The organism is Exiguobacterium artemiae (assembly GCF_033342815.1).
Taxonomy (GTDB): domain Bacteria; phylum Bacillota; class Bacilli; order Exiguobacteriales; family Exiguobacteriaceae; genus Exiguobacterium_A; species Exiguobacterium_A artemiae_A.
Genome location: NZ_JAWPEN010000012.1, coordinates 21165 through 35261 on the forward strand (window position 1 = coordinate 21165; position 14097 = coordinate 35261).

Consider the following 14097-nt stretch of genomic DNA (forward strand, 5'->3'; position numbering starts at 1 on the left):
GAGAACATACAAAAAGCCGAGGCGGGAATCTCTTTTTTTGTTGCTTTTTTCACATACAAAGGGGGAAATCATATGTCACCGGTACTAGCAGAATTTTTAGGGACAGCGCTTCTCGTCGCATTCGGGAACGGTGTCGGAGCAGGTGTTACATTAACAAAATCCTACGCAAAAGATGCCGGCTGGATTGTCATTACGTTAGCCTGGGGATTTGCGGTAGCGCTCTCTGCCTATGCAGTCGGTCAATTCAGTGGCGCTCACTTGAATCCGGCTGTCACACTTGGTCTTGCTTTTGACGGATCATTTGCCTGGGCGGATGTTCCGGGATACATCGTGGCACAAATATTAGGCGGAATTGCCGGAGCAAGTATTGTTTTCGTTCATTATCTGCCACACTGGGCAGAAACAAAAGATCCGGCGGCAAAACTGGGTGTGTTCGCGACATCACCTGCGATTCCCCATACATTTGCCAATGTCATGAGTGAATTGATTGCGACATTTTTACTTGTCATCGGGATTTTATCCATTGGAGCCAATACGTTTTCAGACGGTCTGAATCCATTGGTTGTCGGTGTCTTGATTGTCGGTCTCGGAATGTCATTTGGGGGAACGACCGGCTACGCCATGAACCCGGCACGTGATTTAGGTCCGCGGATTGCACACTTTATTCTGCCGATTGCAGGAAAAGGTTCTTCTAACTGGGGTTACGCCTGGATTCCGGTTCTTGGTCCGGTTCTTGGCGGAAGTCTCGGTGGATTGTTTTACCGATCTGTCTTTTCCGGGAAAGATACACCGGCATTTGTGATTGTCGGACTTGTGACAATCGTCATATTAGGTTTATGCTATAAATTCGGTGTTCGTCCGAATAAATCAACGTCAGTGAAGTCGAAGTCAGCTTAAGCTTAACTTACTAGATACAAAGGATGGGGAAGAGATGGAGAACTACATTTTGTCATTAGATCAAGGAACAACGAGTACACGGGCGATTTTATTCAACCGTGCCGGAGAAATCGTTCATTCCGCACAACGTGAGTTTACGCAATACTTTCCAAAACCAGGTTGGGTTGAACACAATGCCAATGAAATTTGGGGAAGTGTCCTTGCTGTTGTTGCAACCTGTTTGACGGAAGCTAACGTCAAAGCGACCCAAATCGCCGGGATCGGAATCACGAACCAACGGGAAACAGCGGTCGTCTGGGAAAAAGAGACAGGAAAGCCGATTCATAATGCAGTTGTCTGGCAATCGAGACAAACAGCTGAGATTTGTGACGAGTTGCGAAGTGCCGGTCATGCCGAATTATTCCGGGCAAAAACAGGTTTATTGATTGATGCCTATTTCTCTGGAACAAAGGTCAAGTGGATTTTGGATCACGTTGAAGGTTCACGGGAACGGGCAGAACGTGGTGAACTGTTGTTTGGAACAATTGATACATGGCTGATTTGGAAGTTATCAGGCGGTAAAGCCCATGTCACGGATTATTCCAATGCCAGCCGGACGTTGATGTATAACATCCATGAACTGAAATGGGATGACGAATTACTTCAGCTTCTCGATGTTCCGAAAGCGATGCTTCCTGAAGTCCGTCCGTCTTCTGAAGTTTATGCCCATACAGCTGGCTATCACTTCTTCGGTGAATCGGTTCCGATTGCCGGAGCTGCCGGAGATCAACAGGCTGCGTTATTCGGTCAAGCTTGTTTCGAAAAAGGAATGGCGAAAAACACATACGGAACGGGATGCTTTATGTTGCTGAACACAGGTGATAAAGCTGTGACATCGGAACACGGTCTTCTGACGACAATCGCATGGGGCATCGATGGTAAAGTCCAGTATGCGCTCGAAGGCAGTATTTTTGTCGCCGGTTCAGCGATTCAATGGTTGCGGGACGGTCTTCGTCTCATTAATGATGCGAAGGAAACAGAAGCTTACGCGACACGTGTGACATCGTCAGACGGCGTCTACGTCGTGCCTGCTTTTGTCGGTCTCGGAACACCTTACTGGGACAGCGATGTTCGTGGTGCAGTCTTCGGTCTGACGCGCGGAACGGAAAAAGAACACTTCATCCGGGCGACACTTGAATCACTGGCTTATCAGACGCGTGACGTCTTGACGGCGATGGAGCAGGATTCCGGAATCGAAATGTCTGCTTTGCGTGTCGACGGTGGTGCTGTCAAAAATGATTTCCTCATGCAATTCCAGAGTGATATCATCCAGGCACCGGTCGAACGTCCGGAAATTAATGAGACGACGGCTCTCGGAGCAGCGTACCTTGCAGGTCTTGCAGTCGGATTCTTTGAAAATCAAGAACAAATCGCGGCACATTGGAAGATGGATCGTCGTTTTGAGATGAACATGGCGGAAGCAGAAAGCGAAGATCTTTACGCTGGATGGAAAAAAGCAGTTCAAGCGGCAATGTTGTTTAAATGATGTGACATATGTTATAGTCAAGACAAGTTAATAAACCGGTCGGAGAATATGGAGAGACCACAGCAACAGTTGACACCGTCAGTCTGTTTGTTGTGGTCTCTTTTTTTTCGAACCCAAAACAGGAGGAACTATTCATGGCAAACCAACCATTTTCAAGCAAAAACCGTGCAGAGGTCTACAATCGATTAACGCGTGAAGAACTTGATCTACTTGTCGTAGGTGGAGGAATCACGGGAGCAGGAATCGCTCTTGATGCCGCGTCACGTGGCATGAAGATTGGACTCGTTGAAATGCAGGACTTCGCAGCCGGAACGTCAAGCCGTTCAACGAAATTGGTGCATGGTGGTTTACGTTATTTAAAACAATTTGAAATCCAAATGGTCGCTGAGGTTGGGAAAGAACGGGCGATTGTGTATGAGAACGGACCACACGTTACGACACCGGAATGGATGTTGTTACCGATGCATAAAGGCGGTACATTCGGACCGTTCAGTACGTCAATTGGATTACGGGTGTATGACTTCTTAGCAGGCGTCAAACGTTCGGAATGGCGTTCGATGTTGTCGGCAAAAGAAACATTGGCGAAAGAGCCGCTCGTGAAACAGGATGGTCTAAAAGGCGGCGGTTATTACGTCGAGTACCGGACAGATGATGCCCGTTTGACGATTGAAGTCATGAAAGAAGCCGTTGCGCACGGAGCACGTGTCATCAACTACACGAAAGCGGAAGAAATTCTGTATGAAAACGGAAAAGTCGTCGGGATGCGCGTGACGGATCTCGCGACAGGGGACGTTCATGAAATTCGTGCGAAAAAAGTCGTTAATGCAACGGGTCCTTGGGTCGATGAATTGCGTGAAAAAGACGGTTCGAAAGTCGGAAAACAACTCCGTTTGACAAAAGGGGTTCACGTCGTCATCGATCAGTCAAAATTCCCGTTAAAACAAGCCGTTTACTTCGATACACCGGACGGTCGGATGATCTTCGCAATTCCGCGTGACGGAAAAGCATACGTCGGAACAACGGATACGTTCTTCGACAAAGATACATCGCATCCGAAGTTTACAGTCGAAGACCAGGACTACGTCTTAGACGCGATTCATTATATGTTCCCTAATGTTAAAGTAACAGCAGAAGACGTAGAATCGAGCTGGGCCGGTGTTCGTCCGTTGATTTACGAACAAGGAAAAGATCCATCTGAAATTTCGCGGAAAGACGAAGTATGGCAGTCTGAATCCGGTTTAATTACAATCGCCGGCGGAAAACTGACCGGCTACCGTAAAATGGGTGAGCATGTCGTCGATCTCGTCGCAAAACTTCTTAAAAAAGAAGAAAATGTCGCGTATGCCCGTTGTGCAACAAAAAACATGCCGATTTCAGGCGGTCATGTCGGAGGAGCAGCCGGATACGCGAAGTTCTTGAAATCACAAGCACCGGCAAACGGATTAACGTCGGAAGAAGTCTTGTTCCTTGCGAAACGCTACGGTTCAAACGTACCGGTTGTTTTGGAATATGCAGCAGAGTATGATGCGGCGGAAACAGAATTACCGCGTGATGTTTACGCACAACTCCATTACGGTATCAACCACGAGATGGTAGCCCGTCCAATTGACTTCTTCATCCGTCGGACCGGCGCAGTCTTCTTTGATATTGCATGGGCACGTCAGCACAAAGAAGCCGTCATCAAAGAGATGGCTCGTCACTTGAACTGGACAGGTGCTCAAACAGCAGAGTATACAAAAGAACTCGAGATTGAAATTGAAGATGCGGCGCACGCGCTCGTCACAGAGTAAATATCAAACATGAGGCTGACTCAACAGTCAGTCTCTCCAAAGAAAAGGGTGGCAGATTCTAATTCTGTCTGGGCTAACCTAAAATTTTGAGACAATATAAAACACCTTCGGAGTGGTACACTTTTAAAAAGTACTAACATCGGAGGTGTTTTTGCATGGGCAAAAACGTATATTCAAGTGAAGTGAAATGGGCAGTAGTCAAAGAAAAACTGAGTGGTGAGTTAACGACGAAAGAGATCATGGAGAAGTACGGAATCAAAAACAAATCGCAAGTCGAAACATGGATGAGATGGTATCGGTCTAATGAACTCTATCGGTTTGATCAACCAATCGGAAAACAGTATACCTATGGACATGGTCCAGATTCTGCGAGTGAGGATGACAAGAGAGAGCGACAAATGTCTCATCTGAAGATGGAAAACGAGATCTTAAAAAAGTACATGGAGATCGAAAGAGAGTTGAGAAAGAAGTAGTCATAAAAATTGTAGAGTGTCTTCGGGGAAAGTATACAATCACCGCCATTCTGAGCACTTTGAATGTATCAAGAGCAAGCTATTACCGTTGGATTAAAGGAGCTGTGGGAGCACCTTCGGTGCTCGAAAAAGCCATCATCGAACTAAGTAAGCAGACGAAGTATCGGAATGGACATCGAAAAATAAAGGCATTATTACAGCAAATCTATCAGTTGAAAGCCAATCGGAATACCGTACAGAAAATCATGCAAAAACACCATCTCCAATGTCGGATCAAGCCGAAACGAAGATGGAAGTCTCAAGGTGAACGCATCATAACGGCACCTGATCTTCTTCAGCGCGATTTCACAGCAAGTAAACCGAATCAGAAGTGGGTAACGGATATTACCTATATTCAATACGGCAGTACGACGAAATATCTTTCCACCATCATCGATCTTTTCAATAACGAAATCGTTGCCTACAAGTTATATGATCACCAACAGACGCCTCTCGTCGTCGATACGTTGAAACTAGCATTAGAGAATCGTAATCACCCCGAGGGGGTCATCCTTCATTCGGACCAAGGAAGTGTCTATACGTCATACGCCTTTCAAGAATTCGTTAAGAGGAACCATCTAACAAGCAGCATGTCTCGGAGAGGAAACTGTTGGGACAACGCGGTCATCGAATCGTTCCACTCCAATTTAAAGTCTGAGGAGTTTCAGTACGTCAAATTTAATTCGTTAAGAGACCAGGAGGTCTCTGAGCGCGTTATCAATTACTTAAATTACTATAACGAAGAACGAATCCAAGAAAAATTAGGCTACCTGACACCGAAAAAATACGGTGTACTGGCAGCCTAATCAAGGTGTTTTATATGTGTCTCATATCGCTAGGTCAGTCTAGTCACCCTTCTTTTGTTTTAAAAAAAAATTAACCGCGTCACGCGACTCCTTTTTGAGTCAGCTCCGCTTTGCTGATCATTGAAATCAGATTCATTGCAAGCAAACGTCCGGACGATTATGCTAAATGTACATGATCACTACATGAAGGAGAGGAAACAAGATGAAAGTTGAAGTTTGGTCAGACTATGCCTGCCCGTTTTGTTATATCGGTAAGAAACGCTTGGAAAAAGCCATTCAGGAGAATGGAGTGACAAACGTCGAGGTGGAATTTAAAAGTTTTGAACTTGATCCGTCAGCACCGGAAACACCAACAATGGGATTGTACGAGATTTTAGCATCGAAGTACGGAACATCTGTCGACCAAGCCCGATCGATGTCGCAAGGCGTCGTGGATGCCGCGAAAACGGATGGTCTCTTTTATGATATGGACCGTGTTGTTCCTGCCAATACATTTAAAGCTCACCGCCTGACTCAACTTGCTAAAAAGCATGATAAAATGAACGAGGTATCAGAAGAGTTATTCCAGGCTTACTTCATGAACGGTGAGAACTTAAACGATGATTCGATCTTGACGCGAATCGCAACTACGGTCGGACTGGATCCTGTAACTGTTGAAGCCTTCCTCGCATCTGACGAGTCTTCCAATGAAGTGCGCCAAGAAGAAGACATGGCCCGTGAACTCGGTGTGACGGGTGTACCGTTTTTCGTATTTGACCGGAAATATGCGATTTCAGGAGCACAGCCTGTTGAAGCATTCAGCCAAGTATTGGACCGGATACAACAAGAACAAAAAGTGGAAATCATAGCTGAAGGTGACGCCTGCGGAGTCGACGGCTGTAACTAAATTTGATTGTTAAAGGAGCACATGAAACTTATGAAATTCATTTTCCATCCTGATATTCACGACGCACGGATCAATCTTGCTGTCGAGGACTTCATCTTAAATAATCTGAACGTCAATGAAGAAGATTATTTCTTGTTTTATATCAACGGTCCATCCATTATCGTTGGGAAAAATCAAAACACGAATGAGGAAGTCAACTTAAAATATGTTGAAGAAAACGGCATTCATGTCGTTCGTCGTTTGTCCGGTGGTGGTGCCGTTTATCATGACCACGGTAACTTAAATTTCAGCTTTTTGACGAAAGATGACGGCGATTCGTTCAACAACTATAAAAAGTTCACGGAACCGGTTGTGCAAGCATTACACAAACTCGGAGTCGAAGCAGAACTATCAGGTCGCAATGACATCCATGTCGGGACACGAAAAATCAGTGGGAATGCCCAGTTTACGACCAAAGGCCGGATGTTCAGCCACGGTACATTGATGCTTGATTCGAACATTGAGGAAGTCGTTAATGCTTTAGTCGTCAGTGAAGAAAAAATGCGTTCAAAAGGTATCAAATCGGTTCGCAGCCGGGTCGCGAACATCTCTGAATTTTTGACAGAACCGTTGACGATGGATGAATTCGTCGAACATCTCCTTGAATCAATTTATGAAGGAAAAGAGATGGAACGGTACGTCTTAACGGACGAAGACTGGGCAAAAGTTCATGCGATTTCAGCGGAACGTTATGGGAACTGGGATTGGAATTTCGGCAAATCACCGAAGTTTGATGTGATTCATAAAAAACGATTCCCAATCGGAACAATTGATTTCCGCTTGAATGTGAAAAAGGGAGTCATCGAAGAAGCGAAAATTTACGGCGATTTCTTTGGTGTCGAGGATGCCGAGGAAATTGCTCGGGCACTCGAAGGAAAACGGTATGACCGGTCTTCGTTACGTGAAGTCCTGAGTCAGTACGAATTAAAGAAATATTTCGGTGCCGTTGAACTGGACGAAGTGCTTGACGTTTTAGCATAAGCTTTTTTGGGAAAACTCTCTCTATCAACTTGCATAGGGGGAGCTTTTTTCATGGGCTACAATAAAGACAACTTTTTAGAGGGTACATTAAACGACTTCATCAATTTTGAAAAAGTTTCGGAAGGCTTACCAAAAACGGAAGATCAACAACCATTGCCGTATTACGAGCGGGACGATTACCGCGCTGCCGGGAAATTAAAAGGCAAAGTCGCAATCGTAACGGGTGGTAATTCAGGCATCGGCCGTGCCATCTCGATTGCCTATACATTAGAAGGTGCTAAAATCGTCATCGCGTTTTATGGTGATCAAGAAGGCGCGGAAGAAACAAAAGCCCGTCTCGAAGAACTCGGTGGCGAAGTGTTACTTTCACAAGGAGACATCGGCGACGGTGCATATTGTGAAGAACTGGTCAAAAAAACGATTGACCGTTTTGGTCGTCTTGATATCGTCGTCAACAATGCTAGTATGCAAAAACCGGAGGATTCGTTGCTCGACATCACAGATGAGTCTATGGAAAAAACATTCAAAACAAATATTTTTGGAATGATGCGTTTAGCACGAGCGGCCTTACCTCACTTGACGCTCGGATCAGCCATCATCAATACGACGTCTTCGACAGCATACGAAGGAAACTCCCTGTTAATCGATTATTCGTCGACCAAAGGAGCCATCGTCAGCTTTACGCGTAGTCTGTCGATGAACCTTGCCAAACAAGGAATTCGTGTTAATGCGGTTGCCCCGGGTCCGATTTGGACTCCGTTGATCACAGATACGTTCCCGGATGAATCCGTCAAAACGTTTGGTAAAAACACACCGATGGATCGTCCCGGACAACCGGCAGAAATGGCTTCCGCTTACGTCTTCTTGGCTTGTAACGACTCAAGCTATATGACAGGTCAAGTCTTGCATCTGAACGGCGGCGTCATCGTCAACGGTTAAAAAGAAAGAGCGTGAAAACGTTTCCATAAAATGCTACACTATCCATACAGGCGGACACGTCATGTATGGATTTTTTTGCGCTAAAAATGAACGGTTATTCATTCGGAGGGGGAAGCTAGTTATGATGGGATTGATTCATTCGGTGGAAGAAACGGCTCGGCAACGTCCGGACAGCATCGCCTACGTATTTGAAGATGTCGCAGTCAGTTATCGTGAATTTGTTGAGAAGTTTCACCGGGCAGCCGGAGCACTCGAATCACATGGAATTCGAAAAGGAGATCACGTTGCTCTAATCCTTGGAAACAGTCCGGCTTTTTTAATCGGATATTATGCCGTGATGAAGCAAGGGGCAATTGCGATACCGATCAATCCAACGTATACACCGGATGAGCTCGGTTATATTCTGATGAACGGGGATGTCAAAGGGATTCTCGGAATTGCACCGCTTGTCGAAGCGGCAAAAGAGCGGTTGATTCATTTACCGCATCTTGCCGTCGTCGTGTCCGTTCCGTTTAACGGTCAAGTCGGTCCGGAAGAACAGCTTGGAACTGTTCAATTCACGACGCTTGAACGTTGGTTGGAGATTGAACATCCGATCGAGGAAGTAACGTATGAAATGGATGAGACAGCCGTCATTCTGTATACGAGCGGAACGACAGGAAAACCAAAAGGAGCGATGTTATCACATCGGAACCTGACTTCGAATGCCCGTTCCATCGGCGAGTACTTAAATGTCTCGGAACAGGACCGGACACTCGCTGTCTTACCGATGTTCCATGTCTTTTGTCTGACGGTCGTCGTCAATGCATCGCTTGCACACGGCGCAACCATTATCATCGCTTCGCGTTTTTCGCCTCAGGAGACATTTGAATTGGCGAAAAAGGAACAGGTGACGATTTTTGCCGGTGTACCGACCATGTATAATTTCCTATTGCAGACGGTTAAGGCGCATCCGGAATATACGAGTGCATTTGAATCGATCCGCTTATTCGTATCGGGTGGAGCAAGTCTGCCGGTTCCGCTGCTTCAATCCTTTGATCAAACCTTTAACTGCCATATCCTTGAAGGATATGGTCTGTCAGAAGCTTCTCCCGTCACCTGTTTTAATCCGCTCGACGGCGTGCAAAAGCCGGGCTCGATCGGCCCTTCGATCGTGAATGTTGAAAATAAAGTTGTAGATGAACTCGGGCAGGAAGTTCCGGTCGGACAAGTCGGGGAACTGATTGTCCGTGGACCAAACATCATGACGGGTTATTACAAAATGCCGGAAGAAACCCAAGCGACGTTAAAAGAAGGCTGGCTCTATACCGGTGACTTGGCGAGACAGGACGAGGATGGTTACTTCTATATCGTCGACCGGAAAAAAGATATGATCATCGTTGGCGGTTATAATGTCTATCCGCGTGAAGTCGAGGAAGTATTGTACCAGCATCCGAAAGTCGTCGAAGCAGCCGTCATCGGTGTACCGGACGAAGAAATGGGAGAAGCAGTCAAAGCGTTTGTTGTCGTACGCGAACCATTGACCGAATCGGAAATCATGGACTTCTGTGCCGTTTCACTTGCCAAGTATAAATGTCCAACGCGGATTGAATTCATTGATCAACTGCCGCGAAATACGACCGGTAAGATTTTGCGGACTGTTTTGAAAAAACAACCGACCAATTCGTAAATCTACTGTAGAAAAAAGAACTTCAGGTTTCTGAAGTTCTTTTTGTGTGCATATAGATAAAGAGGGGGAGAGTAAATGAATATTGCCTTAATTGCACACGATGAGAAAAAAGACGAGATGATGATGTTTACACGGGCATATGAAGCCTACTTTGCCAAAAATACCTTGTATGCCACGGGTACGACAGGGCAACGGATCATGGAGGCGACCGCATTGACGGTCCACCGCTGCAAGTCGGGACCGCTCGGCGGCGATCAGGAAATCGGGGCGATGGTTGCCCGTGGAGAAATTGATATCGTCATTTTTTTGCGGGACCCACTGACCGCCCAACCCCATGAACCGGACGTATCGGCTTTGATCCGGTTATGTGATGTTTACGATCTACCGCTTGCAACAAATGTCGGAACCGCTGAAATTTTGATTAACGGACTGGAACAGGGAGAGTTTCAGTGGCGGGAAATCATCCGGAAACGTCATGAAGAAGAACAGCGGAAATTTTTAACCGATTGATTCTCTGAGAATGCTTCTCATTTTCTATCAGGCATGATATAGTCAATTTGAGGATGATACTGATTATCAATTGCGATAGAAAAGGGTGGCGAAAACAATGGAGATTATTTTAATGGCTGGTGTAACCGTCTTACTTGGTGGCGGTGCCACGTTCCTAACACACATCGTGAAAACGGAACGCCGTCATGTATCGGCAAATACAAAAACACAGGTAGAACGTGCGACATACCCATCGTTGCGTCTTGTAAAATAATTAAGTCTAACGTACGCCGCTCTTTTCGTCAGAAAAGAGCGTTTTTTTGTACAATTTTAGATTCTCCCATAATTCTGCGGAAATCCTTTGTTACACTGAAAAAAAGAACTTAAGCAGGAGTGATGATGATGCATACGATTTATTTAGTTGACGATGAAGTGAACTTGAACCGCGTCTTGGTCAAGTATTTGGAACAGGAAGGCTGGCAAGTAAAATCGTTTACGTCCGGGGAAGCGGCAGCATCCGCCATCATCGAAAAACCTGATTTATGGATCCTTGATATCATGTTACCGGATCTCGACGGATTCCAGTTGATCAAACGGATTAAAGCGCATGACGAAACGACACCGGTCATCTTTATCTCGGCCCGGGATGAAGACATCGATAAAATCATCGGACTGGAGATGGGGTCGGACGATTACATCGCAAAACCGTTTTTGCCGCGGGAATTGGTCATTCGTGTGAAGAAGATTTTAGCGCGTGCGTATGCAACTCCTAAAACCGGTCTCATCCGATATGGAGACTATACGATTTATCCGGAAAAACGAATTATCGAAGAAAATGGTCAAGAGATTGATTTGACCTCAAAAGAATATGATTTATTAATTTTGTTTGCCACACAAATCGGGACACCGATGTCGCGGGAACAAATTTTAGTGAGCGTCTGGGGCGATGATTATTTTGGATCGGATCGTGTCGTCGATGACCTTGTCCGACGGGTCCGAAAAAAACTTTCCAAATTGGAACTTGAAACCATTTACGGGATTGGATACCGTCTGGTGGCTGCATGAAAAACCGCAGTCTAGGTTTTCAAATCTGGGCGATGTTCCTGTTGGTCATTGCAACACTCTCCATTGTCATATTAGTCGTCATGCGCTCATCGATTGGTAATTTCATCGATGAGCAAGTGTATGCGACGTTAGAAAACAGTGAAGTCTTTTTCTCGGAAGATGCCTCTGTCATCGAGATGTTACAAGACAATCCGATTGAATTCGATCGACGGAAACAGGAATCACGCTCTGTCAATGTCTTATTGTTATCCAAAAATGGAAAATTATATTATGGCGGGGCACCGCAACAGCTGGTCAATCAAATGTACCGTGATGCGATTGACCAGGAAAAAGAAATGCAAAAATATACGACGCGTCTGGATAAAGAGGATGTCTACTACAGCATTTTAAAGATGGAGATTAAAGGCGAGACCTATTACCGTGTTTCGTACGTCTGGGATGCATATCGCCAGGAACTGATTACCCAGTTATTTTCGAAAATCGGTTGGGTGGTCGCAATTGTCAGTATCCTGACTTTGTTCATCGCTTTTTGGCTCGCCAGACGATTGACCCATCCTTTAATCGAGATTGAGCGGGCGGTTGGCAAGATAGCGGCACAGAAGTGGGATACGCCTCTTCCTCTTGATCGCGGTGATGAAATCGGACGATTGGCCCGGTCAGTCGATGCGATGCGAATGGATTTGGAAAAACAGGATAAAGCGCAAAAATCCCTGCTTCAAAATATCTCACATGATTTGAAAACACCGATCATGGTCATTCGCAGTTACGCCCAGTCGATTTCGGACGGAATTTATCCGGACGGTGATTTGACAGGTTCTGTTTCCGTCATCGAAGAGGAAGCGGAACGCCTGGAGAAAAAAGTAGCGGCTTTGTTGTATGTAACGAAACTGGATTATTTTGAACTGGATCGTTCAACATGGGATCATGTCGATCTGGACCGGATGGTTCACCTGCTTCAAAAACGGTTTGTGGGTACAAAAGCCTTAACGTGGAAGATCACCGGCGAAGCGGGCATCGTGTTAGGGGAAGGGGAACAATTGCGTGTAGCACTGGAAAATGTGCTGGATAATGCGATTCGTTATGCGGAGTCGACCATTGAAATTCGCCTTTCCGGTACCGGGCAGACGGCCACTGTTGAAATCCTGAATGACGGTCCGCCGTTAGAAGCTTCTTCCCCGCTGTTCCATCAATTTTCACGCGGAAAAGAAGGGAAGTTTGGTCTTGGATTATATATCGTCAAACGGATTGTCGAACGGCATGAAGGAGAAGTGACGATTGAAAATCTCATTGCGGGAAATGAACAAAATAAAGTTTGTGTGAAATTTAATTTTCCACGACATTTTCAGGAAGAATCGTCCGGAAAAAAATAAGATCTTAAAAAACGAGATAGTCATATCTCGTTTTTTATTTTGGGAAATAATGAGAACATCCAAACGAAGTCATGTGGAATTTGATATAACGATACTAATACAAGAAGGGAGAAATCAGGATGCGACATAAAATTACAGAAGAAACATTGGCCCTCGTACCGAAATATGGTCCATACGGGGAACCGCAAACCTTACTTATTCAAGAACAGTCGGAAGTCGTGTTAGAAGGCCATCCGATTAAGCTGATTGAAGAATCCTGTTTATATTTTGGTTCATCGATGCGCGGAAGAATCGAAGCGGCTCGACATATCCTGGGACCGAATCGAAAGACACCCGTTTTGATTGATTGGAAGGCGCAAACGATTTTCTTCCCGACGACCGCAAAAGAGAAGGCGGAATGTATTTGGATCAACTTTAAACAGATGAAGACTGTTCAAAAAAAGGGGAATACTGTTCAAGTGGAGTTTCAAACAGGACAACGGATTGATACCGATGCCTCGGCCTACAGTATCGAACGACAACGGATCAAGACGTTGGAACTGGCGTATGAAATGCAACGGAGATTTCAGGAAGAACGGCCGATGACGTTTAATAATGCGCGATAAGTGGAACATTCTAACAGGAATCACTACTTAACACAGCGAATAAACAGTAAAGTGCGAGAGAGAGAATTAAAGGGAGGTGAAGCGGTCGAAAGACCGCTGCACAATGAATGAATCATACGAATGGTTAAACCGACGAAAATTACAACCCGGATTTGGTGTCAACGGCGGACGTCGTTTCATCAGTTCACGTATCGTCCGACCGGAAAATACACCGGGGAAACGGATCAAGGGAATTAAACGTGCCCGTCAGCTTGTCGTCGACGAGTCAGGAAATCGACGCTGGGTGACGAAACGAATCGTCGTAACAGATGCTGCAAAACATATGACAATCAATCGTCGTGCGTCGGTTGCCCAAAAAGAAGTGACGGAATCCCGTTTGGAGCAAGTAAAACAAAAATTAACGTCGAAAAAAGTTCTTTTACCTGTCTTAGCAGCAACAGGACTGGCCGTTGCCGGCGGAGTGCTTGCTTACGTCATGCGCCGTAAAAAACGAAATACAAAAGAACAACTATAATCTGAAGCAG

Annotated in this window: 14 protein-coding genes; all 14 read left to right on the forward strand. The window is 45.5% G+C overall.

Annotated features, from left to right (window positions below):
* Positions 1-72: 72 nt before the first annotated feature.
* The 14 genes from R7V76_RS11635 to R7V76_RS11700 all read left to right on the forward strand — a co-directional run bounded on the left by R7V76_RS11635 (position 73) and on the right by R7V76_RS11700 (position 14087).
* On the forward strand, positions 73-897 hold the full coding sequence (locus R7V76_RS11635; RefSeq protein WP_214765644.1) for an MIP/aquaporin family protein: 825 nt from the start codon (positions 73-75) through the stop codon (positions 895-897).
* A gap of 34 nt (positions 898-931) precedes the next feature.
* Positions 932-2422, forward strand: coding sequence for a glycerol kinase GlpK (gene glpK, locus R7V76_RS11640; protein WP_290829954.1), 1491 nt, complete (start codon positions 932-934; stop codon positions 2420-2422).
* Positions 2423-2556: 134 nt separating this feature from the next.
* Positions 2557-4212, forward strand: coding sequence for a glycerol-3-phosphate dehydrogenase/oxidase (locus tag R7V76_RS11645; protein ID WP_318092622.1), 1656 nt, complete (start codon positions 2557-2559; stop codon positions 4210-4212).
* Between the two features lie 155 nt (positions 4213-4367).
* Positions 4368-5530 (forward strand): IS3 family transposase gene (locus R7V76_RS11650; protein ID WP_318092623.1). Its coding sequence is split into 2 segments (ribosomal slippage): positions 4368-4644 and positions 4644-5530, totalling 1164 coding nucleotides; the frame shifts between segments, so codons are not numbered across the junction.
* Positions 5531-5732: 202 nt separating this feature from the next.
* Positions 5733-6416 carry a DsbA family oxidoreductase gene (locus R7V76_RS11655; RefSeq protein WP_318092624.1) on the forward strand — a complete coding sequence of 228 codons (684 nt, stop codon included), beginning with the start codon at positions 5733-5735 and terminating at the stop codon, positions 6414-6416.
* Between the two features lie 30 nt (positions 6417-6446).
* The gene (locus R7V76_RS11660; protein ID WP_318092626.1) at positions 6447-7436 is read left to right on the forward strand and encodes a lipoate--protein ligase; all 990 of its coding nucleotides are present in this window, start codon (positions 6447-6449) and stop codon (positions 7434-7436) included.
* Between the two features lie 51 nt (positions 7437-7487).
* Positions 7488-8375: an SDR family oxidoreductase gene (locus R7V76_RS11665; RefSeq protein WP_012369624.1), complete on the forward strand. Its 888-nt coding sequence runs from the start codon at positions 7488-7490 to the stop codon at positions 8373-8375.
* A 124-nt stretch (positions 8376-8499) separates the two neighbouring features.
* A complete protein-coding gene (locus R7V76_RS11670) occupies positions 8500-10044 on the forward strand; it encodes a fatty acid--CoA ligase family protein (protein ID WP_318092687.1) in 1545 nt (514 codons plus the stop codon).
* 75 nt (positions 10045-10119) lie between these two features.
* Positions 10120-10554: a methylglyoxal synthase gene (locus tag R7V76_RS11675; protein WP_012369626.1), complete on the forward strand. Its 435-nt coding sequence runs from the start codon at positions 10120-10122 to the stop codon at positions 10552-10554.
* 97 nt (positions 10555-10651) lie between these two features.
* Positions 10652-10807, forward strand: a complete 156-nt coding sequence (locus R7V76_RS11680; RefSeq protein WP_318092628.1) for a hypothetical protein — start codon at positions 10652-10654, stop codon at positions 10805-10807.
* A 125-nt stretch (positions 10808-10932) separates the two neighbouring features.
* Positions 10933-11598, forward strand: a complete 666-nt coding sequence (locus R7V76_RS11685; protein ID WP_012369628.1) for a response regulator transcription factor — start codon at positions 10933-10935, stop codon at positions 11596-11598.
* Positions 11595-12968 (forward strand): sensor histidine kinase, encoded by a 1374-nt coding sequence (locus R7V76_RS11690; RefSeq protein ID WP_318092631.1) that lies wholly within the window; start codon positions 11595-11597, stop codon positions 12966-12968. Before R7V76_RS11685 ends, R7V76_RS11690 begins: the two co-directional genes overlap by 4 nt.
* A gap of 119 nt (positions 12969-13087) precedes the next feature.
* On the forward strand, positions 13088-13573 hold the full coding sequence (locus R7V76_RS11695) for a competence protein ComK (RefSeq protein WP_318092633.1): 486 nt from the start codon (positions 13088-13090) through the stop codon (positions 13571-13573).
* Between the two features lie 103 nt (positions 13574-13676).
* Positions 13677-14087, forward strand: coding sequence for a hypothetical protein (locus R7V76_RS11700; RefSeq protein WP_214765630.1), 411 nt, complete (start codon positions 13677-13679; stop codon positions 14085-14087).
* The last annotated feature ends 10 nt before the right edge of the window (positions 14088-14097 follow it).

Excerpts from the sequence above, each read along its gene's own strand:
- R7V76_RS11635 (WP_214765644.1), top strand. The coding sequence starts at position 73 with ATGTCACCGGTACTAGCAGAATTTTTAGGGACAGCGCTTCTCGTCGCA.
- glpK (WP_290829954.1), top strand. The coding sequence starts at position 932 with ATGGAGAACTACATTTTGTCATTAGATCAAGGAACAACGAGTACACGG.
- R7V76_RS11645 (WP_318092622.1), top strand. The coding sequence starts at position 2,557 with ATGGCAAACCAACCATTTTCAAGCAAAAACCGTGCAGAGGTCTACAAT.
- R7V76_RS11655 (WP_318092624.1), top strand. The coding sequence starts at position 5,733 with ATGAAAGTTGAAGTTTGGTCAGACTATGCCTGCCCGTTTTGTTATATC.
- R7V76_RS11660 (WP_318092626.1), top strand. The coding sequence starts at position 6,447 with ATGAAATTCATTTTCCATCCTGATATTCACGACGCACGGATCAATCTT.
- R7V76_RS11665 (WP_012369624.1), top strand. The coding sequence starts at position 7,488 with ATGGGCTACAATAAAGACAACTTTTTAGAGGGTACATTAAACGACTTC.
- R7V76_RS11670 (WP_318092687.1), top strand. The coding sequence starts at position 8,500 with ATGGGATTGATTCATTCGGTGGAAGAAACGGCTCGGCAACGTCCGGAC.
- R7V76_RS11675 (WP_012369626.1), top strand. The coding sequence starts at position 10,120 with ATGAATATTGCCTTAATTGCACACGATGAGAAAAAAGACGAGATGATG.
- R7V76_RS11680 (WP_318092628.1), top strand. The coding sequence starts at position 10,652 with ATGGAGATTATTTTAATGGCTGGTGTAACCGTCTTACTTGGTGGCGGT.
- R7V76_RS11685 (WP_012369628.1), top strand. The coding sequence starts at position 10,933 with ATGATGCATACGATTTATTTAGTTGACGATGAAGTGAACTTGAACCGC.
- R7V76_RS11690 (WP_318092631.1), top strand. The coding sequence starts at position 11,595 with ATGAAAAACCGCAGTCTAGGTTTTCAAATCTGGGCGATGTTCCTGTTG.
- R7V76_RS11695 (WP_318092633.1), top strand. The coding sequence starts at position 13,088 with ATGCGACATAAAATTACAGAAGAAACATTGGCCCTCGTACCGAAATAT.
- R7V76_RS11700 (WP_214765630.1), top strand. The coding sequence starts at position 13,677 with ATGAATGAATCATACGAATGGTTAAACCGACGAAAATTACAACCCGGA.